Origin of the sequence: Sphingomonas oleivorans (assembly GCF_003050615.1) — a bacterium.
In the GTDB taxonomy this organism is placed as follows: domain Bacteria; phylum Pseudomonadota; class Alphaproteobacteria; order Sphingomonadales; family Sphingomonadaceae; genus Sphingomonas_H; species Sphingomonas_H oleivorans.
In genome coordinates, this window is the sequence record NZ_NWBU01000004.1 from 498,793 (window position 1) to 520,403 (window position 21,611).

General features: G+C 64.4%; 19 protein-coding genes. 6 read left to right on the forward strand and 13 right to left on the reverse strand.

From position 1 onward, the window contains the following. Nucleotides 1–213 precede the first annotated feature (213 nt). The 3 genes from CLG96_RS02635 to CLG96_RS02645 all read right to left on the reverse strand — a co-directional run bounded on the left by CLG96_RS02635 (nt 214) and on the right by CLG96_RS02645 (nt 8,216). Nucleotides 214–1,713, reverse strand: a complete 1,500-nt coding sequence (locus CLG96_RS02635) for a tetratricopeptide repeat-containing sulfotransferase family protein (RefSeq protein WP_165799493.1) — start codon at nt 1,711–1,713, stop codon at nt 214–216. An 81-nt stretch (nt 1,714–1,794) separates the two neighbouring features. Next, complete coding sequence (locus tag CLG96_RS02640; protein WP_107966290.1) at nt 1,795–4,869, reverse strand: TonB-dependent receptor; 3,075 nt, start codon at nt 4,867–4,869, stop codon at nt 1,795–1,797. Between the two features lie 449 nt (nt 4,870–5,318). After that, on the reverse strand, nt 5,319–8,216 hold the full coding sequence (locus CLG96_RS02645; protein WP_107966291.1) for a TonB-dependent receptor domain-containing protein: 2,898 nt from the start codon (nt 8,214–8,216) through the stop codon (nt 5,319–5,321). Between the two features lie 347 nt (nt 8,217–8,563). On the opposite strand from CLG96_RS02645, the gene CLG96_RS02650 reads away from it, so the two are divergent. Further along, on the forward strand, nt 8,564–9,085 hold the full coding sequence (locus CLG96_RS02650; protein WP_133175323.1) for a hypothetical protein: 522 nt from the start codon (nt 8,564–8,566) through the stop codon (nt 9,083–9,085). A gap of 16 nt (nt 9,086–9,101) precedes the next feature. Here the strand turns inward: CLG96_RS02650 and CLG96_RS02655 are convergent, their stop codons facing one another. The 3 genes from CLG96_RS02655 to xseA form a co-directional block, all read right to left on the reverse strand. Continuing rightward, nucleotides 9,102–9,923, reverse strand: coding sequence for a M23 family metallopeptidase (locus CLG96_RS02655; protein WP_107966792.1), 822 nt, complete (start codon nt 9,921–9,923; stop codon nt 9,102–9,104). A gap of 77 nt (nt 9,924–10,000) precedes the next feature. Next, nucleotides 10,001–10,219: a DUF2093 domain-containing protein gene (locus tag CLG96_RS02660; protein ID WP_107966293.1), complete on the reverse strand. Its 219-nt coding sequence runs from the start codon at nt 10,217–10,219 to the stop codon at nt 10,001–10,003. Between the two features lie 12 nt (nt 10,220–10,231). After that, complete coding sequence (gene xseA, locus CLG96_RS02665) at nt 10,232–11,686, reverse strand: exodeoxyribonuclease VII large subunit (RefSeq protein ID WP_107966294.1); 1,455 nt, start codon at nt 11,684–11,686, stop codon at nt 10,232–10,234. Between xseA and purD the strand changes: the two genes are divergently transcribed. Both purD and CLG96_RS02675 read left to right on the forward strand, forming a co-directional pair. Then, the gene (gene purD, locus CLG96_RS02670; protein WP_107966295.1) at nt 11,685–12,965 is read left to right on the forward strand and encodes a phosphoribosylamine--glycine ligase; all 1,281 of its coding nucleotides are present in this window, start codon (nt 11,685–11,687) and stop codon (nt 12,963–12,965) included. The two genes, xseA and purD, sit on opposite strands and share 2 nt — an antisense overlap. Nucleotides 12,966–13,012: 47 nt before the next feature. After that, nucleotides 13,013–13,528, forward strand: coding sequence for a hypothetical protein (locus CLG96_RS02675; protein WP_107966296.1), 516 nt, complete (start codon nt 13,013–13,015; stop codon nt 13,526–13,528). Nucleotides 13,529–13,577: 49 nt separating this feature from the next. On the opposite strand, the gene CLG96_RS02680 is transcribed toward CLG96_RS02675, so the two are convergent. Beyond that, nucleotides 13,578–14,903, reverse strand: coding sequence for a hemolysin family protein (locus CLG96_RS02680; RefSeq protein WP_107966793.1), 1,326 nt, complete (start codon nt 14,901–14,903; stop codon nt 13,578–13,580). A 140-nt stretch (nt 14,904–15,043) separates the two neighbouring features. Between CLG96_RS02680 and CLG96_RS19300 the strand changes: the two genes are divergently transcribed. Then, complete coding sequence (locus tag CLG96_RS19300) at nt 15,044–15,715, forward strand: YiaD family glycine zipper/OmpA-like lipoprotein (protein ID WP_107966297.1); 672 nt, start codon at nt 15,044–15,046, stop codon at nt 15,713–15,715. Nucleotides 15,716–15,767: 52 nt separating this feature from the next. On the opposite strand, the gene CLG96_RS02690 is transcribed toward CLG96_RS19300, so the two are convergent. The 3 genes from CLG96_RS02690 to CLG96_RS02700 are packed head-to-tail and all read right to left on the reverse strand — an operon-like array spanning nt 15,768 to nt 16,751. After that, nucleotides 15,768–16,220: a nucleoside deaminase gene (locus CLG96_RS02690; protein WP_107966794.1), complete on the reverse strand. Its 453-nt coding sequence runs from the start codon at nt 16,218–16,220 to the stop codon at nt 15,768–15,770. Between the two features lie 43 nt (nt 16,221–16,263). Further along, on the reverse strand, nt 16,264–16,470 hold the full coding sequence (locus CLG96_RS02695; protein WP_107966298.1) for a YqaE/Pmp3 family membrane protein: 207 nt from the start codon (nt 16,468–16,470) through the stop codon (nt 16,264–16,266). A gap of 2 nt (nt 16,471–16,472) precedes the next feature. After that, nucleotides 16,473–16,751, reverse strand: coding sequence for a hypothetical protein (locus CLG96_RS02700; protein WP_107966299.1), 279 nt, complete (start codon nt 16,749–16,751; stop codon nt 16,473–16,475). Between the two features lie 163 nt (nt 16,752–16,914). Here CLG96_RS02700 and rpmB point away from each other — a divergent pair, with 163 nt between their 5' ends. Together rpmB and CLG96_RS02710 are read left to right on the forward strand one after the other, a co-directional pair. Continuing rightward, nucleotides 16,915–17,199: a 50S ribosomal protein L28 gene (gene rpmB, locus CLG96_RS02705; RefSeq protein ID WP_107966300.1), complete on the forward strand. Its 285-nt coding sequence runs from the start codon at nt 16,915–16,917 to the stop codon at nt 17,197–17,199. 289 nt (nt 17,200–17,488) lie between these two features. Next, nucleotides 17,489–17,980, forward strand: a complete 492-nt coding sequence (locus tag CLG96_RS02710; protein WP_107966301.1) for a glycine zipper 2TM domain-containing protein — start codon at nt 17,489–17,491, stop codon at nt 17,978–17,980. A 103-nt stretch (nt 17,981–18,083) separates the two neighbouring features. On the opposite strand, the gene cobT is transcribed toward CLG96_RS02710, so the two are convergent. From cobT to CLG96_RS02725, 3 genes are read right to left on the reverse strand one after another with little or no spacing between them, the layout of a single operon-like run. Continuing rightward, nucleotides 18,084–19,919 carry a cobaltochelatase subunit CobT gene (cobT, locus tag CLG96_RS02715; RefSeq protein ID WP_107966302.1) on the reverse strand — a complete coding sequence of 612 codons (1,836 nt, stop codon included), beginning with the start codon at nt 19,917–19,919 and terminating at the stop codon, nt 18,084–18,086. 59 nt (nt 19,920–19,978) lie between these two features. Further along, the gene (gene cobS / locus CLG96_RS02720; RefSeq protein ID WP_107966795.1) at nt 19,979–20,983 is read right to left on the reverse strand and encodes a cobaltochelatase subunit CobS; all 1,005 of its coding nucleotides are present in this window, start codon (nt 20,981–20,983) and stop codon (nt 19,979–19,981) included. A gap of 31 nt (nt 20,984–21,014) precedes the next feature. Then, nucleotides 21,015–21,602, reverse strand: a complete 588-nt coding sequence (locus CLG96_RS02725; RefSeq protein ID WP_107966303.1) for a J domain-containing protein — start codon at nt 21,600–21,602, stop codon at nt 21,015–21,017. Nucleotides 21,603–21,611: the final 9 nt, after the last annotated feature.

The window sequence follows — 21,611 nt, forward strand, 5'->3', positions numbered from 1 at the left end:
TCGAACGTCGCGCTGACCTCATCCGAACCCGCCTCATTCCGCCCGCAGCGTCGCGCCGAGCTATGCCTCCATCGGCGAGGCGTAGCGGCTTTTCCGGCGCGACGGGTTTCAACGCTGCCCGGCAACGTCATGGATATACCTATCCAGCACCAAGGCTCGGTTCGGGATGTGGCGCGAAAACATCATCCATGGCCCCAGCAGCCCAGATCCTGCCTAGTCCCCGCAGTCCCATTTCTCGGTCGCGGCCTCATAGGCACGCAGAAAGGGATGGAGATGCGTCCTATAGGGCGCGGCCGAGCCTATCGCGCTGGTATAGAGGGGCTTGCGCACCTGCGCGACGCTCGAGGTCGCGACAGCACGCTCGGTGCGATGAAAGTTATAGACGCGCTCGTCATCGGCCAATCCACAATGGGCCAGGATACGCGGTATAACCTGTTCCGGGGCGGTAACCAGCTCAGCATAAGGCACCACGAGCATCTTTTCGCCAACCAATCGGCGCCAATGTTCAAACAAGCGATCCTCAGCCGCAAGATGCTCCCCCAGATCAGACAAGGAAAAGCTCCAGCCCAAGCCGGCTGCAAAAAAAGTACGGAAGCAGGACCAAGCCGTATCCAAAGGATCGCGGCGCAGCCATATGATCGGAGCCGAAGGCAAGGCCATTCGGATCAGCCCCGCAAAACGGCTGTTATTCAGGGTCTTGTCTACCACAAGGCCATTCGGGCCAAAACGCTCGGTCAGCAGATGGTTATAGGTTTTAACGATGGGTTCCCATGCAGCCATCGGCGATCCCGAGCGTCTGACATAATGCCGCACATCCTCGCCGGTAGCACCACCGATCGGCTGAACCGCCTGCGCAATAAGGTTAACCTCCGCTCCGTCGGATACCGCGCGATGGCTCGTTAATATCTGTTCGACGAGAGTAGTGCCGGACCTGGGCATGCCGATCACAAAAAGTGGCCGCGGCACGGAAGATGTCGCTCTCGCTGAAAATGCCTCGAGCAAGCCAGCATCGAAGGAGCGAATGATGCTGGCGGCGTTGGCACGATCGCCCCGTGCATCATAGGACCGCGTCCCACGGATCAGCTCTGCGCCTTCCGAGAAGGCGGCGAACGCCTTGTCGACTTCCCCGAGATCGTCCCAGCTTTTGCCGACTGCATAAAGATAGGCTGCTCGCGAGGCGGGCGGCTGTTGCCGCACTGCGTCGCCTGCCCTCATCAAGTGGTCGAAGTCGGGGGTGGCTGCACGCATCCTCGACAGAGCCACCAGCGCCAGCCAGCTAGCTCCCGAAGCAGGCAATATCCGTACCGCAGCGCGCAAATGAGCCTGCGCGCGCTCCATATCGCCAAGCTGCGACCAGGCAGTGCCGAGGAAATGATGATATGAGGCATCGCCTTGCGCTTTGGCAGCAAACGGCTCGATCAGGCCAACCGCCTGCTTCAGTCTTCCGGATCTCGCCAGCAGCTCGGCCTGGGCGAGCCGCCGCTCTCCACTTGATGGATCATTCGCCACATAGCGTGCCATCGCCGCGTGAGCGATGGTCCATTCACCTACCGTCGCCGCAAAACGCGCGACAGGCTGCCAGTTCTTGCCGAGCGGCTGCCCCGCTGCGAGCAGCCTCCGCGCGGCATCGATGGCGACTTGGCGATCGCCACGATTCAGCGCGTCCACAAAGACATTCACGTCAGACAAGGCGCTTCCTTCGGCGTCGGTCACTCGATCCCTTACACACCTTACACATATGAAAGGGGCCGGCATTGCCGACCCCCTCGTACAGTATTCCTATGATCCCTTGGCTTAGAAATCGATGCCGAGCTGAAAGCGGAAGTAGCGCGGCGTCTGGTAGAGGTTCGGCAGACCATAGTCCGAACGTGGAGCACCCGGACCGGTGGTGCCGCGTTCTTCGAAATCGATCTTCGCCTTCTCGTTGAAAGCGTTGAAGACGTCGACGCGGAAGGTTCCGCTGAACAGTTCCGCCGGAATCTTGAAGGCCACCGTCAGATTGGTGACCGTCTGCCAATCCGACTTGAAGACAGTGCCACGCGGCGTAAGCGTAGCTGCCGGCAGCGGCGATGTCCTCGGGTTGGTGACGACGGCCCCATCAGCACCCACACGGCAGTAGAAGCCCGCCGCGCCATAAAGGCCGGCGAATGCGTCGACGCTCGCCGGCACGCGGCCGATACAACCGAAACGACGCGGCGACTGTGCGGAGAAGTTCGCGCCCAGCGTCAGCCAGGGAAGCGGCTGATAGGAGCCATAGAGCTTGAACTTGTGACGATTGTCACCCGGCAGATAGCCGTAAGTTCCATCCGTCAGGCCGGGCTGGTCGAACGCGGTGGTCAGGCCCGAGTCGGTCTGGCCATTGTCCGAACGGATGCCGCCCTCGATATTACCCTTGCTCTTCGACCAGGTATAGGAACCCGAAAGGCTCCACACGCCGTCAAAGTCGCGATCGAAGGTAAAGGTGACCGCCTTATAGGTACGGCGCGCCTTCGGATAGCCGAGATCCTCCGCCGAGAAGTCGATCGTGCGGACGCTCGTCTCGCCCGGCAGCGGATCCGACAATTGGATACGCGCCGGCGCGCCTGGATTGGTCAGCACATATTGGTGGAAACCGCTCCAGGTATCTTCGCAACCCGATATGCCGTTGGCAGCACAGAATTTATTCACCGCGGCATCAATCGCCACGTCCTCGAGCGACTCGTTCAGCTTGCGATACTGGCCGAACAGGCCCACGCGGATCAGACTGCCCAGGCGGCGCTCGATACCGAGCACATATTCGTCGACCGACTGCGGCTTGAGGCTCTGCGAAACGGTCGCGGCGGTCGGAGTGGCCGTACCGTCCGAGAGAAGTTCGCAGTTCGCCACGCCCGTGTCGAAGCAAGGGCGGCCACCGTCGAACAGCAGCGGCGCACCAAGGATCGGCGTATTATCGGGATTGACGCCCGCTACTTGGAAGAAACGCGTATAATCGAGCTCGGCGCCAGCCAAGCGGATATTGGTATTGGCCGGAACCGGCAGATAATAGCGCCCGAACGAACCATAGACCTTGGTCAGGCTGTCCCCGGTCGGATCAACCGAGAAGCTGAGTCGCGGCGCCCACTGGTCGCCCGACTTGAAATAGGTCTCACCATTGACGTTCTTGTTCTCGAAGCGATCGTTGCGGACACCGAGATTGAACGTCAGGCGATTGTCGAACAACGACCAGCTATCCTGAACATAAAAGGCCTCGTTGCGCGACTTGAAGACGCCACCATTGAAATGCGTGCGACCCGATACGTAGAGTGTGCCGGCCGGTGCATAGGGATCGCCTGCCCGCGCAGTATTGTACGTCCAGGCCACGCCGCCCGTGTAGCGACTGTTCGAATCCGTCGTCAGATCCTCGCGATCATAGCCGCCCTTGATATGATGCTGGCCGAAAGCGGTGAAGTAGAGATCGATATCGCCGCGATAAAACTCACGAGTATCGCTCGATTCATCGATCAGATTGAGCGAGTTGCCCGAGAGTGCCGGATTGAAGGCACCGCTCACATCCGTAATGAAAGGATAATCGTCGTTGCTCGATCCAGCAATATCCTGGTTCTTGTTCTTGCCGTAAGCGCCCGAGAGCGTCAGCCAATCCGTAAACTGGCCCGTATAACGGCCGATATAATTTTCGCCGCCGAGACGCTGAACGACCGTGCCTCGATAAGCGCCCGGTCGAGCTGCTGCATCGACCCGGCTGTCATAGGATCCACCATTCTCATCAACAACCGCGAAGCTGTCGATAATGGTCTTCTGGCTCGAATCAAAATAAGTGAATTCCAGGCGATGGCCATCGGTGATGATCGCATCGAGCTTGCCGCCCCAGAAGGGTGACTTGGTGCTGCGCTCCTCTCGACGGAGGCCGGTGCTATAAGCAGGGAATTGCGCGACGTTGGATGTCAGAAGCGTATCGCCCCGCGATATATCCTGGGCCTGATAAAAACCGTAGAAGAACAGGCGATCCTTGAGGATCGGACCGGACAGATAGATGTTCGTCTGGAGACGTTCCTGTTTGTCGGCTTGATTGTAGCCGGTGGCGAGCAGGGTGCCGCCAATGGTGTTCGGAGAATCCTCGCGTAGCGCGTCCGGTTCCCAGGACATCAGCATGCCGCCATGGAATTCGTTCGAACCTGATTTGGTGGTCGCGTTCACAAAGCCGCCAGTGAAACGGCCGAATTCGGCCGGAATGCCGCCGTTCTTTACTTCGATCGTATTGTAGAATTCGAACGGCACGTTAACTGCGCCGAGGCCCTCGCGAAATTCCGTGATATTCAACCCGTTGAGAAAGAATACATTTTCGGAAACCGACGAGCCCGAGATAGCGGCGAGATTGCCGAATGCGGAGTCGCCGAGTGCCGTGCCGGGAGCGAGGAGGACGACGGACGTCAGGTCTCGGGCGACCGGAACACGCGCGGCGAGTTCGCCGATCTGGATGACTGCGCCGGTCGTGGTCCGATCAAAATCGGACACCCGAACACGACGGCCCGTGACTATGATCGCACTGCTGTCCGCCGAAGTCGCCGCGCCTGCAGCGACCAGCTGAAACTGGTTGCCCGCGCTGGACTGCGTCAGAGTAACGGCGGAATCCGAAAAATCGGAGAAGCCCGGCGCCGAGATCTGGAAAGTATAGCTGCCCTGCGGCAGCGCCGGCACGCGATAGGTACCGCTCGAATCCGTGGTGGCGCTACGCGTAAAGCCCTGCGCATTCGAAGTGACGGTCACGGTAGCACCGGAAATTCCATTGCCCGATGCGTCAACCACACTGCCGGTCGCCGTAACGTTGGTATAGTCCTGCGCTGCGGCAGGGGTTTCTAGAATAATCGTAGACGCGAACGTCGCACCCATCATTGCAGCCGCCGATAAAGCGGAACTGCCGTTCAAAAACGCCTTGGTGAAGGTTCTGAAATTAGCCACGCTTCAACCCCCTTTGCAGCATCGACGTCGAATTTCCCTGTCGTTCGTCGAGCTCAGTTGCTTCTCGGCTGGTGAAATCAGCACAGCTCGAGGATGAGCGGACGATGCGAGGACATGATCTTCATGTAAAGCTCACCACATCTTGATGAAGATAATAAACGATTTGCCTGTAGCAATTATGCAACATATCAGACTTGCTGTTGCATAACGGTGATACATCTCCGCATTAGGAGACATCACGGAAAATGCGAGATGCTGACGAGGACGAAGCCGTCCTTCGATCACGTGAAGAGCGGCTACGATTATCACCTCGCTTTCATACATAAAAAAAAGAGGCGGGCATTTCTGCCCGCCTCCAATTTTGGCTTGATCTTCTGTTTCGATCAGAAGCGGAACTTCGCCGCCGCGCCGAAGCGACGACCGATCGCGTCATAGGTCGACGGATAGGTGTTGCCGCTGTTGTATGACGTCGTACCAATCGTATTGCCGACGATCGGCGGCTTCTTGTTGAACAGGTTGAGCACCGTGAAGGTGAGCGAAACCTCGTCCGACACGTTGAACCGCGCGCTCAGGTCGAAATAGTCATGTGCCTTGATCGAGCGATACTGTTCGAGCGGGCCATTGTCCGGGCCACCATCGTCCTCGAGCGCCAGCGGCTCATACTTCACGCCATCGATATGACGCCACAGGAGCGACAGGTCGACATCGTCGAAGGAAAGGGTGGTGCGCTGGTTCCAGCTGAACTCCGGCTGGATCGATTCGCAGTTGACCGAATAATAGCCGACGCATTCACGGTTAATCGAGTTCGGCGTTGCCTTGAACTTGGACGAGTTGGTCCAGTTACCATCGAACGACAGAGCGAGAGCCGCGAAACCCAGGTCCCTCTTATAGTTGATGCTCAGATCGATGCCGTCGGTCGAGAGTCGACCGAGGTTGGACAGTCCCAGCGGAATACCCGGCGTGGTCGCCGAGCTGCCGTCGAGACCGCCGGTGAGCGGATTGCGACGGATCTGGGTGCAGGCCACGCTCGTCGCGCTGCCAGCGGTGAGATTGTCGAAACAGGCTGCGAGCACGTCGCCGATCGTCGGGTCCGTGATCGCGTCGGTTACCTTGATATTATAGTAATCGACGGTGACGGACAGGCCGCGAACCTGCTCCGGCTGCAGCACGACACCGACGGTCCAGGTCTTCGCCTTTTCCACGTCCAGGTTCGGATTGCCGCCCGTCGTGACGTTCGGCTGACCGGCGGACGGATTCTGGATCGCGCCAATCGAGTTGGCAGGGGCGCCCTGAGCAATGCAGACAGCACGCAGGTTGGCATTGGTGGTCGGAGCGGCGCCGGCGCAGGGATCCTGGGCGAGGTTATCCAGACCAACCACCGGCGGCGAGAACAGCTCATTGATGTTCGGAGCACGGGTCGCGACCTGATAATTGCCACGAACCTTGACGCCCAACACCGGCTCCCAGCTACCGCCAGCCTTCCAGGTCTCCTTGCTGCCGGCCGTCGAATAATCGGAGATACGGCCGCCGAGCTCGAGCGTCAGGCTCTTGGCAAAGGGCGCATCTTCCACGAGCGGCGCGATGATCTCGGCGAAGGCTTCCCAGACGTCATATCTGCCGAACGTATCCGGCGAAGCCGCGCCATTGCCGAGCACTTCGTCCGGCGTCTGCGTGGCGAGATCGGAGATGCTGGATGCGCTGTACTTGCGATACTCACCGCCAACGGCGAGGCCGATCGGGTTCGATGCGAGCGGGCTCGCTACCCCAAAGTCACCCGTGATCACACCACGAACCGCCGAGAGCGCGGTGTTGGTCGAACCGCTGGTCGTCACGCCGACCAGGTAATCGAGCTGCTCCTGCGTGATCGAGCCCGCGGGCCCGAACAGGTTGATGGGAACGCAGTCGCCGCCGGACAGACAGGTATTCGGATTAGTAGCAAGCGTCGCCAGGCGCAGACGGGAAAGCAGGCCGTTGCCGCTCTGACGCTGAATATTCTCGCTCTCGCCATAGGTGCCGTAGAGATCGAAATCGAGCGTGTCGGTGATCGACCCGCGAACACCCGCGCGCAGCTGGAAGAGCTGCGTGGTGTAGACGCTGTCGCGCGTGCCGGCTTCGACGAAGCGGCGCGAAACGGCCGACGTGAAGGTCCGGTAGTTCGGATCCGTCGGGCTGGTCGCAAGAGCCGCTGCATCGCACTGCACGGTCGTCAGGCCGTTCGCGGCACAGAATTGCGCCCGCGCGGCCGCCGGCAGATAGGGATTGCTGTACGGAATCTCGAGCGCATTACCGAAGGTGCCCGACGATGCGATGATCGTGCGAACCGTATTCTTCGAGTACATGCCCTGCGTGTAGACTTCGATCCCGTCGGTCACTTCATAGTGGGCCGAGCCGAAGATGTTGAAGCGCTCGAACGGCGTCTGGTAGACGTTCTGCGGATTGAAGTTGAATAGCGCATAGGTCGGGACCAGCGCGCCGGTCGCCGGATCGATCTGGCGCGTGCCGACGCCCGGAAGCGAGAAACGGCCGGGCACGGTCGTGCCGGAGCCGCCGGGACGGCCCGAATAGGAATCGATTGACTGGAAACCATAGTCGCGGTCGCCCTGATAGATCGGGTCGGACTGCTGATAGCCGATGCTGAAGGTGGCGTTGCCGCGGCCATCATCAAAATTGGCGCCCGTCGACAGATCGACGCGGAAGACATTGCCGTCGCCCTGTTCGCTGATCTGGTTGCTGACGTTCGCTTCGAAGCCCGCGAAATCCTTCTTCGTGATGAAGTTCACCACACCGGCTACCGCGTCCGCACCATAAGTGGTGGAAGCGCCGCCGGTAAGGATATCGACGCGCTCGATCAGCGCGAGCGGGATGTTGTTGAGGTCGACCGCGCCAACCAGGCCGGCCGGTGTCACGCGCGCGCCGTCGAGCAGCACGAGGTTACGATTATAACCCAGGCCGCGCAGGTTGACGTAGGAAGCGCCGCCATTGCCGTTGTTGACGGCCGAGCCGATGCTCGGAACCGCGCCCGGCAGGGTGCGGAGCAGTTCTTCGGCGACATTCGACTGACGCAGTTCGATTTCCTGCGCGCCGATCACAGCGACCGGGCTGGACTGAACGAGGTTCGGATTCTGGATCAGCGAGCCGGTAACGACAATCGCGTCCTCAGAGGCCGGCTCGGCCTCTTCCTGCGCCGGCGCGGTCTGCGACCAGGCCGGAGCTGCGGCAAAAAACGCCGTCGCAGCGATGGTGGATGCCAACAGGCTATCCCTGAAGCGGTTGGAAATCATCAATAGTCCCCCTTGGATGCCGGCGTCCCACCGGCAAGGCACTCGTCGTCGCGTCAGCCGAGAAGCCAACGGATGTCACTTCCTAGGATGTCCCGGTAAAATTACGCAATCTGCGGCCATGGTGCGGCGCGACGATATTGCCCCTCTGTTACACCAAAGACACAGATTGACGCTTCCAGAGCAGTTGGCGCGCAAAAAAACGACGCGCTCGGGCGCTCCTGCCCCTGTCGCAGGAAACGCATTGCATTGACGCCCAGCTCGCAAGAAGAAGATCGGATCAGCGCCCATGCCGATCTCGCCGGGACAGGGATGTACTAGGTCGTTGGCAAGCCATTGAGGAGATATTCGTGCCGACCATATCGTTCTTGGTGTTGATAATCCTTCCGATTACGGCGGCCACCTCCGCCGCGGCGCCCAAGGCATCCGCGCTGACAGCACTGACGAATTGCCGCGCGATCGCGGAAAATGAGGCGAGGCTCGCCTGCTATGACGCCGCTGCGGCCGAACTCGATACGGCCGCGAATAAGAAGGACATTCTCGTCCTCGACCGGGAGGATGTGCGCGAGACGCGGCGTAGCCTCTTCGGCTTCGCCCTACCGCGAGTGCCCCTGTTCGGCGCCCGGGACGACAACGAGGAGAAGGTCGAGGATATAGAGGAGATCACCGCCAAGATACGCGGTGCCCGATCCCTCGGCTATGGCAAATGGCAGATCGTCCTTGAAGACGGAGCTACCTGGTCGACCACCGAGGCAGTCGCCCGGCGGGAGCCCAAAGGGGGCAGCACGGTCGTCATCCGCCGCAAATCGATGGGCAGTTATATGATGAAGATCGACGGTGATCAGGGCGTCCGCGCCAAGCGGGACGGCTGAACGACCGGAGCGATGCTCAACTTACCGGCATCGCCCCAACAAGCCGTTGCGGGTCGATGCGCTCGCCGCTCCACATCATCGCCCAATGAAGATGCGGGCCGGTCGATCGGCCGCTGGTGCCGATCGCGCCGATCCGCTGGCCCTGGCGGACATGCTCGCCCGGCTTCACGTCGATACGCGACAGATGCAGCATCGCGCTGTTCAGCCCCATGCCATGATCGATCATCAAGAGATTGCCCTCGAGCGTGAAGGGCGCCTCCGCCGCGAGCACGACCACGCCATCGGCCGGTGCCACGATCGGCGTTCCGCTCGGCCGCGCCACGTCCACGCCGCTATGGAAGGCGCCCGGCTCGCCGGCATAGATGCGCTGCGATCCGAAGACGCCGCTGATCCGCCCCGTCACCGGCCAGGCGAAGCGCTGCCGCCATCCCTCCACGGGGGAGCGCAGCGCGCGGGCCGCGCCGATCCGTTCCAGCTCGGTCTTGCGCCGCGCGAGGAATTCCGGCGTCGGCGTGGTGCCGCGCGGCAATGTCGGCAACGACTGTATGTCCCATGCGCGGGGCGCGATCGCCAGCGCCTGGCGCAGCAGATCGCCATTCGTCAGCTCCGCCTCGACGGTAGCAGCCGGCCCATGGTCGCGGCCGAAGCCGATCAGGAAACGGCCGTCCGTCGCGAAGGGGATCGTCTTGCCATCGAGCCTGAGCGCCACCGTGCCCATGGGCGCCTGCCCGAAGGCGAGCCCGCCCTGGATCAGCCCGCCGGTGAAGCCGAAATCAGCGCTGCGCAGCACGGCCGCGCGCGGAGCCGCTGGCGGCGCCGGCGGAGCGGGCTCAGCCATCCTCGGCGCCTCGACCGTTCCGGAAGCGCAGGCCGTAACGAGCAGCGCCGTCGCCAGCGCCGCCCATGCGCCCGGCTTCAAGCCCGCGCCTCGCCCTTGGCCGCCATCTCCGCTTTGGTCGCCGCTTCCGCGCTGGCATAGGCTTCCTGCCGCGCTACGCTCCAATAGCGCAGATGATCGAGCGGGATCTTCTCGCCCGAAACCGCGCAGAGGACATGATCGCCGGGCACGAGCACCCGGAAGCTATTGGCCAGATAATGGAGCTTGGCGGCCCGGCCGCCTTGGGACATCAACATGATAGCGCTTTCCTAAAGCAGCTTCGGCTGTACCGGCTTCGGCGCCGCCGCTTTCTTTTTCTCATATGGGGAGGATGCGTCCCGCTCAACCCGGGCGTCCACCCGCCCGTCGGCAAAAACCAGCGTCAGGGCGCCTGCCGCCTGCGCCTCGCCCGCCGTAGCGATCGTGCCGCCGCCCGGACGGCGCTCGACCCGCGCATAGCCGCGCGCAAGTGGCTTGTCCGGATGGAGCTGCTCGGCCAGCCGCCATAGCCGGGCGAGGTTCAACCGGCCATCCGCGATCCGGGCCCGGATGATCTCCGGCCGCAGCCGCACGGCGGCCAATCGTTCATGACCCCGCTCGATGCGATCCTGGAGCAGCCGGGGCCTGAGCGCGCCCGCGACATGGCTGAGCTCGCCGCGCGCATGCGCCAGCCGGTGCGAAAGCGCGCGTGGCAGCCGCTCGCCCAGATCATCGGCGCGCTGGCGCTGCGGCCCGAGCAGCCGCTCGGGCGTCGGCCAGCGCGCGATCAGCGCCTCCAGCCGCTCGCCCGCCCGCTCGCGATAGCGCCGCACGCAGCGGCCCGATCGCAGCCCAAGCTCACGCACCTGCGCCAGAAGCTCGGCGCGCACGGGCACGGCGATCTCGGCGGCCGCCGTCGGCGTCGGCGCGCGCACGTCCGCAGCAAAGTCGCACAAAGTCGTGTCCGTCTCATGCCCGACCGCCGAGATAGTAGGGATCGGCGATTCCGCCACCGCGCGCACCACCACTTCCTCGTTGAAAGCCCACAGATCCTCGATCGATCCGCCGCCGCGCGCGACGATGATCAGGTCCGGCCGGGGCGCAGGGCCGCCCGCCTCCGGCAGCGCACCAAAGCCGCGCACGGCGGCCGCGACCTGCGCCGCCGCGCCTTCGCCCTGCACCGCCACGGGCCAGACGATCACATGGCTGGGGCAGCGATCCTCCAGCCGGTGCAAAATGTCGCGGATCACGGCCCCCGTGGGCGAGGTCACGACGCCGATCACGCGCGGCAGGAAAGGCAGCGGCCGTTTGCGCTCGCGATCGAACAGCCCCTCGGCGGCAAGCTGGCGGCGGCGCTGGTCGAGCAGCTGCATCAGCGCGCCCTGCCCCGCCAGCTCGAGCCGCTCGATCACCATCTGATATTTGGAGCGGCCGGGATAGGTGGTCAGCCGCCCGGTCGCGATCACCTCGATCCCATCCTCCGGGCGGAAGGCGAGCGCGGAGCCCGTGCCCTTCCAGATCACGCCGTCGATGCAGGCACGATCGTCCTTCAGCGTCAGATAGCTGTGCCCCGAGGCGACCCGCTTGAAGCCCGAAATCTCGCCGCGCACGCGCACATGGGAAAAAGCATCCTCCACGCTGCGCTTGAGCGCGCCGGACAGTTCGGAGACGGTGAGCGCGGGTGCGTTGTTCCCCGCCGCCTCCTCGGCTAACAGCCGGGCTCGATCGGGAGAATTTGACGCCATGATAGTCCTGCTGCTGGGTAACGGAGGCCGCGAACATGCGCTCGCCTGGAAGCTTGCGCAATCACCGCGCCTCGTGAAGCTTTATGCGGCGCCGGGCAATCCCGGCATTGCAGAACATGCCGAACTGGTGGCGCTGGACCATGCCCATCAGGAATCGGTCGTCGCCTTCGCACGCGACAATAATGTCGGGCTGGTGGTGGTCGGCCCCGAACAGCCGCTGGTCGAGGGCCTCGTCGACAAGCTCGCGGCGGAAGGCATTCTCGCCTTCGGGCCGACCGCCGCCGCGGCGCAGCTCGAAGGATCGAAGGGCTTCACCAAGGATCTCTGCGCGCGGGAGAATATCCCGACCGCCGCTTATGCCCGCTTCACCTCGCTGGAGGCGGCGCAGGCCGGCCTCGCCCGCTTCGGCCTGCCCGTCGTCATCAAGGCGGACGGGCTCGCAGCGGGCAAGGGCGTGGTCATCGCCGAAACCGCCGAACAGGCCAAAGCCGCGCTCGCCGACATGTTCGCGGGCGGCTTCGGCGCGGCCGGGGCGGAAGTGGTGATCGAGGAATATCTTACCGGCGAGGAAGCCAGCTTCTTCGCGCTGACCGACGGCAGGACGGTCGTCCCCTTCGGCTCCGCGCAGGATCATAAGCGCGTCGGCGACGGCGATGTCGGGCCCAATACGGGCGGCATGGGCGCCTACAGCCCCGCGCGCATCCTCACGCCCGAGCTCGAAGCGCGCACGATGGCCGAGATCATCGAGCCCACCGTCCGCGCGCTGGCCGCTGCCGGCACGCCTTATTCGGGCGTGCTCTATGCCGGGCTGATGCTGACGGCCGACGGCCCCAAGCTGATCGAATATAATGCCCGCTTCGGCGATCCCGAATGCCAGGTGCTGATGTCCCGCTTCGACGGCGATCTGATCGACCTGCTGCTCGCCGTCGCCGAGGGCCGCCTCGCCGAGATTCCGGCGCCGCGCCTCGCCGCGCGCACCGCGCTCACGGTCGTCATGGCCGCCAAAGGCTATCCCGGCACGCCCGAGAAGGGAGGCGCGATTCGCGGGATCGAGGCGGCCGAGATGGGCGGCGCCAAGATATTCCAGGCCGGCACGGCGCAAAAGGACGGCCTGCTCGTCGCCAATGGCGGCCGCGTGCTCAACGTCACCGCCACCGGCGCGACCGTCGCCGAGGCGCAGGCCGCCGCCTATCGCGCGGTCGACGCGATCGACTTTCCCACCGGATTCTGCCGGCGCGACATAGGCTGGCGCGAGGTGGAACGCGAACGGAACGGCTGAAGCCCGTCCGCCGTTCGAGATCAGGAAATAGCCCGAAAAGAGGACCCATGGACCAGACCACGCTCATCGCCATTTCCGTCGTCGCCCTGTTGCTGGTCATCGGCCTGTTCTTCCTGCTTCGGGGCAAGAAGCAGCATATCGAGCTCAGCGCGCCGCCGCCCGCAAAGCCGGTCATGCGCGCCGCGCCCGCGCCTGCCCCCGGCCCGGAAGGCAATGGCGTGACGGACGAGGCCGCCGCCGCGGTCGAAGATGTGGTCGGCGAGATTTTGGAGGTCGACGCGCATCATGATCGCGCGCTCGATGAGGCCGCCGCTGGCCCGGCCGATCCGCTCACCCGGATCAAGGGCCTCGGCCCCAAGGCGGAGGCGCGCCTTGCCCAGCTCGGCATCACCCGCTTCGAGCAGATCGCCGCCTGGACGCCCCAGGAGGTCGCCGAAATCGACGCCCAGCTGGGCCCCTTCAAGGGCCGCATCCAGCGCGACCGCTGGGTCGAGCAGGCCACCCACCTTGCCCAGGGCGACATTGCCGGGTTCGAGGCGAAATTCGGCAAGCTGAGCGGCTGATCATCGACCGTCGCCCCCGCCTGCGCGGGGGCGACGGGATTATCCGGATCTAACCCTGCTGTCCCTTGGCCTCGACGGCAAGCAGCTTGTCGATCTTGCGCCCATCCATGTCGACGATCTCGAAGCGCCAGCCATGGCTGCGGAAATGCTCGCCCACCGTCGGCAGATGCTTGAGCACCGAAAGCGCGAAGCCCGCCACCGTCGCATAATCGCGATCCTCGGGCAGCGTGATCCCCAGCCGCTCGGCCAGCATGTCGGCGGAAAGCGAGCCCGACACCAGCCAGCTCCCGTCGCCGCGCTCCACCAGCGGCGGATCGGTATCATGATCCTTGTCGGACGCGAACGCGCCCGCAATCGCCGCGAGCAGGTCGGCCGGCGCCACCAGGCCATCGAAATGGCCATATTCGTCATGGACCAGCGCCATCGGCACGTCCGCCTCGCGCAGCGTGCCGAGCACGTTCATCGCGTCCATCTGATCCGGCACCACCGGCGCCTGCCGCATCAGCGCGCGCAGGTCCAGCGGCCGCCCGTCGACCAACGCCGCCAGCAGGTCGCGCGCCTGCACCACGCCGATAATCTCGTCCACCGATCCTTCCGCCACGGGCATGCGGCTGTGCGACAGATGCGCCAGCCTTTCGCGCACGGTCGCCTCGTCGGCATCGGCATCGATCCATTCCACCTCGGTGCGCGGCGTCATCACCTCGCGCACCGGCCGGTCGGCCAGCCGCACCACGCCCGAGATGATCGCCCGCTCGCTCTCCTCAATCACGCCCGCGCTCGATGCCTCGGCGACGATCAGGTGCAGCTCCTCGGCGGTGACATGCTTCTCCGATTCCCGCTTGAGACCGGAAAGCTTGAAGATCAGCGCGCTCGACCGGTCGAGCACCCACACGAAGGGCGCGGTGATCTTGGAAAGCCACAGCATCGGCAGCGCCATCAGCGCCGCGATCGGCTCGGGCGAGCGCAGCGCGAACTGCTTGGGCACCAGCTCGCCGATGATCAGCGAGAGATAGGTGGTGACGAAGATGACGAGCCCGAAGCCCCATTTGGCCGCCGACGCCGCCGACATGCCGAGCAGTTCCAGCCGCTCACCCACGGGCCCACCCAGGCTCGCGCCCGAATAGGCGCCGGCGAGGATGCCGATCAGCGTGATGCCGATCTGCACGGTCGAAAGAAACTTGCCCGGCGCGGAGGCGAGCTGGATCGCGGTGCGCGCGCCGCGCCTGCCGGTGCGCGCCATCGCCTCCAGCCGCGGCTTGCGCGCGGAAACGATCGCCAGCTCGGACATGGCGAAGACGCCGTTCAGCGCGATCAGCGCAAGGATGATCGCAAGGTCGATCCAGGGGAATGGCGTGGGGGAAGGGGCGTCGGGCATGGCGGCGTCCATTCCCTATCGCCGGTTTCTGTCTCTACGACAACAGCAGGATCATATCCCGTTCAGCACGGCGGCGGAACAACGTCTCCATGACGGGGTTGAGCCGCGATAAAATCGCAAGAACAGAAAGGACGAATATCATGCATATTTCTCACAGGATCCTGGGCGCGGCGGCGGCCCTGTCGCTGCTCGGCACGGCCGCCTGCACCACCGATCCGGTGACGGGCGAGAAGCGCATGTCCAAGGCCGGGATCGGCGCGGGCCTTGGCGCGGGCGCGGGCGCACTGCTCGGCACGATCGTCGGCGGCAGGCGCAGCCGCACCGAGGCGATCGTCGGCGCGGGCATCGGCGCGATCGCCGGCACCGCGATCGGCGCCTATATGGACAAGCAGGAACGCGAGCTGAGGCAGAAGACGGCGGGCACCGATGTCGAGGTCATCCGCCAGGGCGACGAGCTCATGCTCAACATGCCGTCGGGCATCACCTTCGCCACCAACAGCTATGAAATCGCCCCGCCCTTCCGCAAGACGCTGGACGATGTCGCAGCGACGCTGGCCAATTATAACCAGACCTATATCGACGTGTACGGCCATACCGATTCGACCGGCAATGATGCGATCAACCTGCCCCTGTCGCAGAATCGCGCCCAGTCGGTCGCCAATTATCTGACGACCCGCGGCGTCGTCCGCGCGCGAATCGGCACGCAGGGCTTCGGCTCCAGCCAGCCCGTCGCGTCCAACGCGACGCCCGAAGGCCGGCAGCAGAATCGCCGTGTCGAGATCAAGATCGTCCCCGTGACGACCCAGGGCTGATGTTCGCGGGGGAAGGGCCGCTGCCCTTCCCTCCCCTTATCGGGGCGGTCCGCTACCGCCGCCCCGCGAAAAAGACCCGCAGCATCTCCGCCGCCTCCCCCTCGCCGATTCCGGCATAGGTTTCGGGCCGGTGATGGCAGGTCGGCTGGGCGAAGAAGCGGGGCCCATGCGCCACCGCCCCACCCTTCGGATCCTCCGCCGCATAATAGAGCCGCGCCAGCCGCGCATGGGCGATTGCGCCGGCGCACATCGCGCAGGGCTCCAGCGTCACCCACAAATCGCACCCGTCGAGCCGGGGCTGGCCGATCGCCTCCGCCGCGCGGCGGATCACGACGATTTCGGCATGGGCGGTCGGATCGAGGCTGGCACGCATCATATTGGCGGAAGTGGCGATCACCGCCCCGTCGCGCGTCACCACTGCGCCCACCGGCACCTCGCCCTCCTCGGCCGCGAGACGCGCGAGATCGAGCGCGAGCCGCATCGGGGCTGGAAGGGGAAAGGCCATGCGGCCCCGCATAGCCGGGGCGGCGGCCATTCTCAAATGGCCCTTAGCGCAGCTTCGGCACCAGATCGGGCCTCAGCAGCACGACCAGCGTGAAGATCACGCCCGGCAGCCAGCCGATGAGGGTTAGGAGCACGGAGATCCAGAAGGCCGGTGTGATCCCGCGCACCAGGAACAGGCCGAGCGGCGGCAGGAGGATGGCGGCGATGATCGCGAGTGGCCCAACGCCCGCCTCTCCTCCCGCCGCAGCCATGATTATTGCGCCTTCTCCACGTCGACCGTCGGGACCTTGATCTCCTCCTTGGTCTTGCCGACCTCAACCTTCGGCACATCGATCGACTCGGTCTTGGTGCCGACCTTCACGTCCGCGGTCTTCACATCGAAAGTCGGTGCCTGGCCGCCCTCCACGGCGACCTTCGGCAGCTTCGTTTCCCGCGTCTGCGTAACGTCGATCAGCCCGAAGGCGAAGGCGGCGATGATGGCGAGTATGGCCACGACGGCAATGACGAGGCCGCTGCGCGCTCCTGTGGTCATGACAGGCTCTCCTATTGTCTGAACCGAAAGGCTCCAACGAATGCCGCGGCGGAGGGGTTGCATCCTCATTGGGGAGGGCCGGTCCGAAGCCGGTTGACGAATCCCTGGCCTGCCGCTATCCGGCCGCACTTTCCGGGCAACCGATCATCAGGACGATTAGACCATGTCGCGCATTTGCGAACTGACCGGCAAGGGCCGTCAGGTGGGCCACAATGTTTCCCACGCCAACAACAAGACCAAGCGGACCTTCCTGCCGAATCTGCAGAATGTCACGCTGATCTCCGATGCTCTGGGCAAGGGCGTGAAGCTGCGCGTCTCGACGCACGGCCTGCGTTCGGTCGAACATGTCGGCGGCCTCGACAACTGGCTGGTCAAGACGTCGGACGACAAGCTGTCGCTCCGCGCGCGCCGTCTGAAGCGCGAAGTCGCGAAGGCGATCGCCGCCTGATCCCGCGGGATCGCCGCGCGGGCGGTCCCCCATTACTCGTCATTCGGCGAAAGCCGGAATCTCCCCCTGTCCGCCGATCAGGCTTAAAGGGGAGAATCCGGCAGGCGCCGTCATGCCCATTCTCCTTCCTCTCCTGCGCATGAACGCCGGCTAACTGCCGCATTCAGTCTCGGCTCACGCGAATCGAGCTATAAGGCAGCATCGACGAAGAGGCGGATATCCGGAACGATCCGGCACCAGCCTGCGAACGTTGACCGGGTAAACGCTTTTTGTGCTCAAGGAGAGTCACATGCTCGCCAGGACGCTCAGCCTCGCGGCAACGGCGATCGCTGCGATGACGCTGACCCCCAGCGCCGCCAATGCGCAATATTATGACTACGGCTATTATAGCCGGGGTGATTATGATCGTGGCTATTATCGCGGCTATCGTGGGGATTATTATCGGGATCGCCCCGGCTATTATTATGGTGATCGGGGCTATCGCGAACATCGCCGTCATTGGCGCGGGGATCGCTATTACGGCCGCGGCGGCCGCTATTATGGCGATCGACGCTATTATGATGGCCGGCGCTACTATGGCGATCGACGTTATTATGGCGATCGGCGCTATTATTATGGTCGTTGCCGCGACAGTGGCACCGGCGGCACGATCCTCGGCGCGATCGCGGGCGGCCTGCTCGGCGATGCGGCGGTGGGCCGCCATGGCGATGAAACGGCCGGTGCGATCGCCGGCGCCGGCATCGGTGCACTGATCGGCCGGGGGATCGATCGCAATTGCTGATCGGTAATCTCGTACAGCTTTCCCTCGAGTAGCGTAATGAGGGGCAGGGAGGCCGGGGTTCCTTAAGAGCCCCGGCCTTTCTTTTTCCTGGCTGGAAGATCGCCTACGCCGCTTCGTCGAACAGCGCCGCGAGTTGCTCCACCATCGTGCCGCCGAGCTGCTCGGCATCCATGATCGTCACCGCGCGCGCATAATAGCGCGTCACGTCATGGCCGATGCCGATGGCGATCAGCTCGACCGAGGATTTCGTCTCGATCCAGTGGATCACCTGGCGCAGATGCTTTTCCAGATAGCTGCCCGAATTGACCGACAGCGTCGAATCGTCGACCGGCGCCCCGTCCGAGATCACCATCAGGATGCGCCGCTCCTCATGCCGGCCAATCAGCCGGTTATGCGCCCAGAGCAGCGCCTCGCCGTCGATATTTTCCTTGAGCAGCCCCTCGCGCATCATCAGGCCGAGATTCTTGCGCGCGCGCCGCCAAGGCTCGTCCGCCCGCTTGTAGACAATATGGCGCAGGTCGTTGAGCCGCCCCGGCGCCGCCGGCCGCCCCGCACCGAGCCAGGCCTCGCGGCTCTGCCCGCCCTTCCAGGCGCGCGTGGTGAAGCCCAATATCTCCACCTTGACGCCGCAACGCTCCAGCGTGCGCGCGAGGATGTCGGCCGAGATCGCGGCGATCGAGATGGGCCGCCCGCGCATCGATCCCGAATTGTCGATGAGGAGCGTCACGATCGTGTCGCGGAAATCGGTCTCCCGCTCGATCTTGTAGCTCAAGGAATGGGCCGGATTGATGACGACGCGCGCCAGCCGCGCCGCGTCGAGCAGCCCTTCCTCCTGGTCGAAATCCCAGCTCCGGTTCTGCTGCGCCATCAGCCGGCGCTGCAGCCGGTTGGCGAGCTTGGTGACGGCGCCCTGGAGATGAACGAGCTGCTGGTCGAGATAGGAGCGCAGCCGCGTCAACTCGTCCTCGTCGCACAACTCCCCCGCCTCGACCACCTCGTCGAAGCGCGTCGTATAGGCCTTATATTCGAGGAAGCGGTCATGCTCGGAAAGCGGCCGGTTGGGCCGCACGGGCTTCATCCCTTCCTCGCCATCCTCGCCCAGATCGGCGTCGCGCTCGGCGGATTCCTCCTCCTGGGTCTGACGGCTCTCGCCCTGCTCCTCGCCGTCCTGCTCGGTCTCGGCGCGGCTCTCCATCTCGCTGTCGCTATGACCGCCCGAATCCTGGGATTCGTCCTCGCCCTCCTCGCCTTCGGACTGGTCCTCGCCCTCGCCTTCCTCGCCCTCCTCCTCGGCCTGTTCGGGCTCGACCTGGCCGTCGACGAGTTGGAGGTCCTCCAGCAGCCGCGCCGTCAGCCGGGCAAAGGCGGCCTGGTCGTCGAGCGCCATGGCGAGCGCGTCGAGATCCTTGCCCGCTTTCTCCTCGATCCAGTCGCGCACCAGCGACAGGCCATGTTCGGCGATTGCCGGCGGCGCCTCGCCGGTCAGCCTTTCGCGCGCCATCAGCCCGATCGCGGAGGAGAGCGGCACCTCCTCACGGCTGCGCGCGCGCGTCAGCGGATCGGATTTGAGCCGCATGTCGAGCGCATGGGAAAGATTGGCGCGCACCCCCTCCATCGCGCGCGATCCCAGCGCCTCCACCCGCGCCGTCTCGACTGCGTCGAACACCGCGCGCGCCACCGCTTCCTGCGGTGCGTTACGCGCATGAAGCGCGGGATCATGATGCCGCATCCTGAGCGCAAAGCCGTCCGCGAAGCCCCGCGCCTCGGCCACCTGGGCCGCCGGCAGCCCGCGCGCCGGCATCGGCACGCGAAGCTGATTGAACGAGGCGGAGGGCGCGTCGGCGGTGAAGGACAGCTCCAGCTCCGCCTCATGCGCCATCGCCCGCGCGGCGCCCGCCAGCACCTGCCGGAACGCCTCAAGAGGATTCTGCTCGGCCACTCGCAACCTCGCCCGTCAGATCGTCATCCCCCGGCCCCTTGCCGGGGAGATGGCCGAAGCTAAGCCTTGCCCACCACGCTTTCGGGCAGGTCCTTGCCGAACACGCGCTGATAATATTCCGCCACCAGCGCACGCTCCGCCTCGTCGCACTTATTGAGGAAGGAGAGGCGGAAGGCGAAACCGATATCGCCGAAAATCAGCGCATTCTGCGCCCAGCTGATCACGGTGCGCGGGCTCATCACGGTCGATATGTCGCCAGCGATGAAGCCCTGGCGGGTCAGGTCGGCGACCTTGACCATATTGTCGACCACCTTCTTGCCGTCGGGCTTGTCATATTCGCCCGATTTGGCGAGCACGATCTGCGCCTCGGTCGCGGCCGGCAGATAGTTCAGCGTGACGACGATGTTCCAGCGGTCCATCTGGCCCTGGTTGATCTGCTGCGTGCCATGATAGAGGCCGGTCGTGTCGCCCAGCCCCACCGTATTGGCGGTCGCGAACAGGCGGAACCAGGGGTTCGGCCGGATCACGCGATTCTGGTCGAGCAGCGTCAGCTTGCCCTCCGTCTCCAGCACGCGCTGGATCACGAACATCACATCGGGCCGGCCCGCATCATATTCGTCGAACACGATCGCGGTCGGCGTCTGCAGCGCCCAGGGGAGCAGGCCTTCTTGGAATTCGGTGATCTGCTGGCCGTCGCGAAGCACGATCGCGTCGCGGCCGATCAGGTCGATGCGGCTGATATGCGCGTCGAGGTTGATGCGTACGCACGGCCAGTTGAGCCGCGCCGCCACCTGCTCGATATGGCTCGACTTGCCGGTGCCGTGATAGCCCTGCACCATCACGCGGCGATTATGCGCGAAGCCGGCGACGATCGCCATCGTCGTGTCCGGATCGAACACATAGGCCGGATCGAGATCGGGCACGCGCTCGTCCGCCTCCGAAAAGGCCGGCACCTGAAGCTCGCTGTCGATCCCGAAAAGGTCGCGCACCTTCACCATCCGGTCGGGCGCATCGAGCACGGTGGCCGCGCGGCTGTCGGGCTGAACGTTCGGAATATCGGCCATGATCGTGCCTTCTGACTTCATTGGTCCTGGCTCAGGCAAATGCCGGAGCGGATTTGAGTTGCGTATAGGCGGATATCACATCCTGCAAAGCCTTCTCATGCGATCTGTCGCCGCCGTTACGGTCCGGATGATAGCGCCGGACCAGCTCGGCATAACGTGCCCTCAAGGCGCGGCGATCCGCATCCGTTCCCAGCCCCAATATCTTGAGCGCCTTGCGGTCGCGCTCGCTGAGCAGCTTGCCGTCCTTGCGTTCCGCCTCGCGCGCCGCGAATCGCGCACCGATCGCGTCGAGCGGATCGATGAAGTCGCTCCAGCGCGGCGTGCTGCCGGCATTGACCGAAAAGGCGCGCGTCTCGCGCTCCCAGCCGGCATAGGGCCGCTGCTGCGCCTCTATCTCCTCGGCATCCATCCCGTCGAAGAAATTATAGCGCGCATTGAATGCGCGGACATGATCGAGGCACAGCCAGCGCCAGTCGCCCGGCCCGTCAAAGCCCGAACGCCGTTCGCCGGGCGCGCGGAACTCGCCGGGCTCGGTGCAGCCCGGATGGTCGCAATGCCGACGCCGGCCGCCGACCCGTCCGTGGAACCTGTCCCCCTTCGCCCGCCTCTCTTCGCTCAAAATCCGTCC

What these genes read in the sequence shown, in the direction of transcription:
- CLG96_RS02640 (WP_107966290.1), bottom strand. Translation starts at nt 4,869, where the DNA reads ATGATGGGTGCGACGTTCGCGTCTACGATTATTCTAGAAACCCCTGCC.
- CLG96_RS02645 (WP_107966291.1), bottom strand. Translation starts at nt 8,216, where the DNA reads ATGATTTCCAACCGCTTCAGGGATAGCCTGTTGGCATCCACCATCGCT.
- CLG96_RS02655 (WP_107966792.1), bottom strand. Translation starts at nt 9,923, where the DNA reads ATGGCTGAGCCCGCTCCGCCGGCGCCGCCAGCGGCTCCGCGCGCGGCC.
- CLG96_RS02660 (WP_107966293.1), bottom strand. Translation starts at nt 10,219, where the DNA reads ATGTTGATGTCCCAAGGCGGCCGGGCCGCCAAGCTCCATTATCTGGCC.
- purD (WP_107966295.1), top strand. Translation starts at nt 11,685, where the DNA reads ATGATAGTCCTGCTGCTGGGTAACGGAGGCCGCGAACATGCGCTCGCC.
- xseA (WP_107966294.1), bottom strand. Translation starts at nt 11,686, where the DNA reads ATGGCGTCAAATTCTCCCGATCGAGCCCGGCTGTTAGCCGAGGAGGCG.
- CLG96_RS02675 (WP_107966296.1), top strand. Translation starts at nt 13,013, where the DNA reads ATGGACCAGACCACGCTCATCGCCATTTCCGTCGTCGCCCTGTTGCTG.
- CLG96_RS02680 (WP_107966793.1), bottom strand. Translation starts at nt 14,903, where the DNA reads ATGCCCGACGCCCCTTCCCCCACGCCATTCCCCTGGATCGACCTTGCG.
- CLG96_RS19300 (WP_107966297.1), top strand. Translation starts at nt 15,044, where the DNA reads ATGCATATTTCTCACAGGATCCTGGGCGCGGCGGCGGCCCTGTCGCTG.
- CLG96_RS02690 (WP_107966794.1), bottom strand. Translation starts at nt 16,220, where the DNA reads ATGGCCTTTCCCCTTCCAGCCCCGATGCGGCTCGCGCTCGATCTCGCG.
- CLG96_RS02695 (WP_107966298.1), bottom strand. Translation starts at nt 16,470, where the DNA reads ATGGCTGCGGCGGGAGGAGAGGCGGGCGTTGGGCCACTCGCGATCATC.
- CLG96_RS02700 (WP_107966299.1), bottom strand. Translation starts at nt 16,751, where the DNA reads ATGACCACAGGAGCGCGCAGCGGCCTCGTCATTGCCGTCGTGGCCATA.
- rpmB (WP_107966300.1), top strand. Translation starts at nt 16,915, where the DNA reads ATGTCGCGCATTTGCGAACTGACCGGCAAGGGCCGTCAGGTGGGCCAC.
- CLG96_RS02710 (WP_107966301.1), top strand. Translation starts at nt 17,489, where the DNA reads ATGCTCGCCAGGACGCTCAGCCTCGCGGCAACGGCGATCGCTGCGATG.
- cobS (WP_107966795.1), bottom strand. Translation starts at nt 20,983, where the DNA reads ATGGCCGATATTCCGAACGTTCAGCCCGACAGCCGCGCGGCCACCGTG.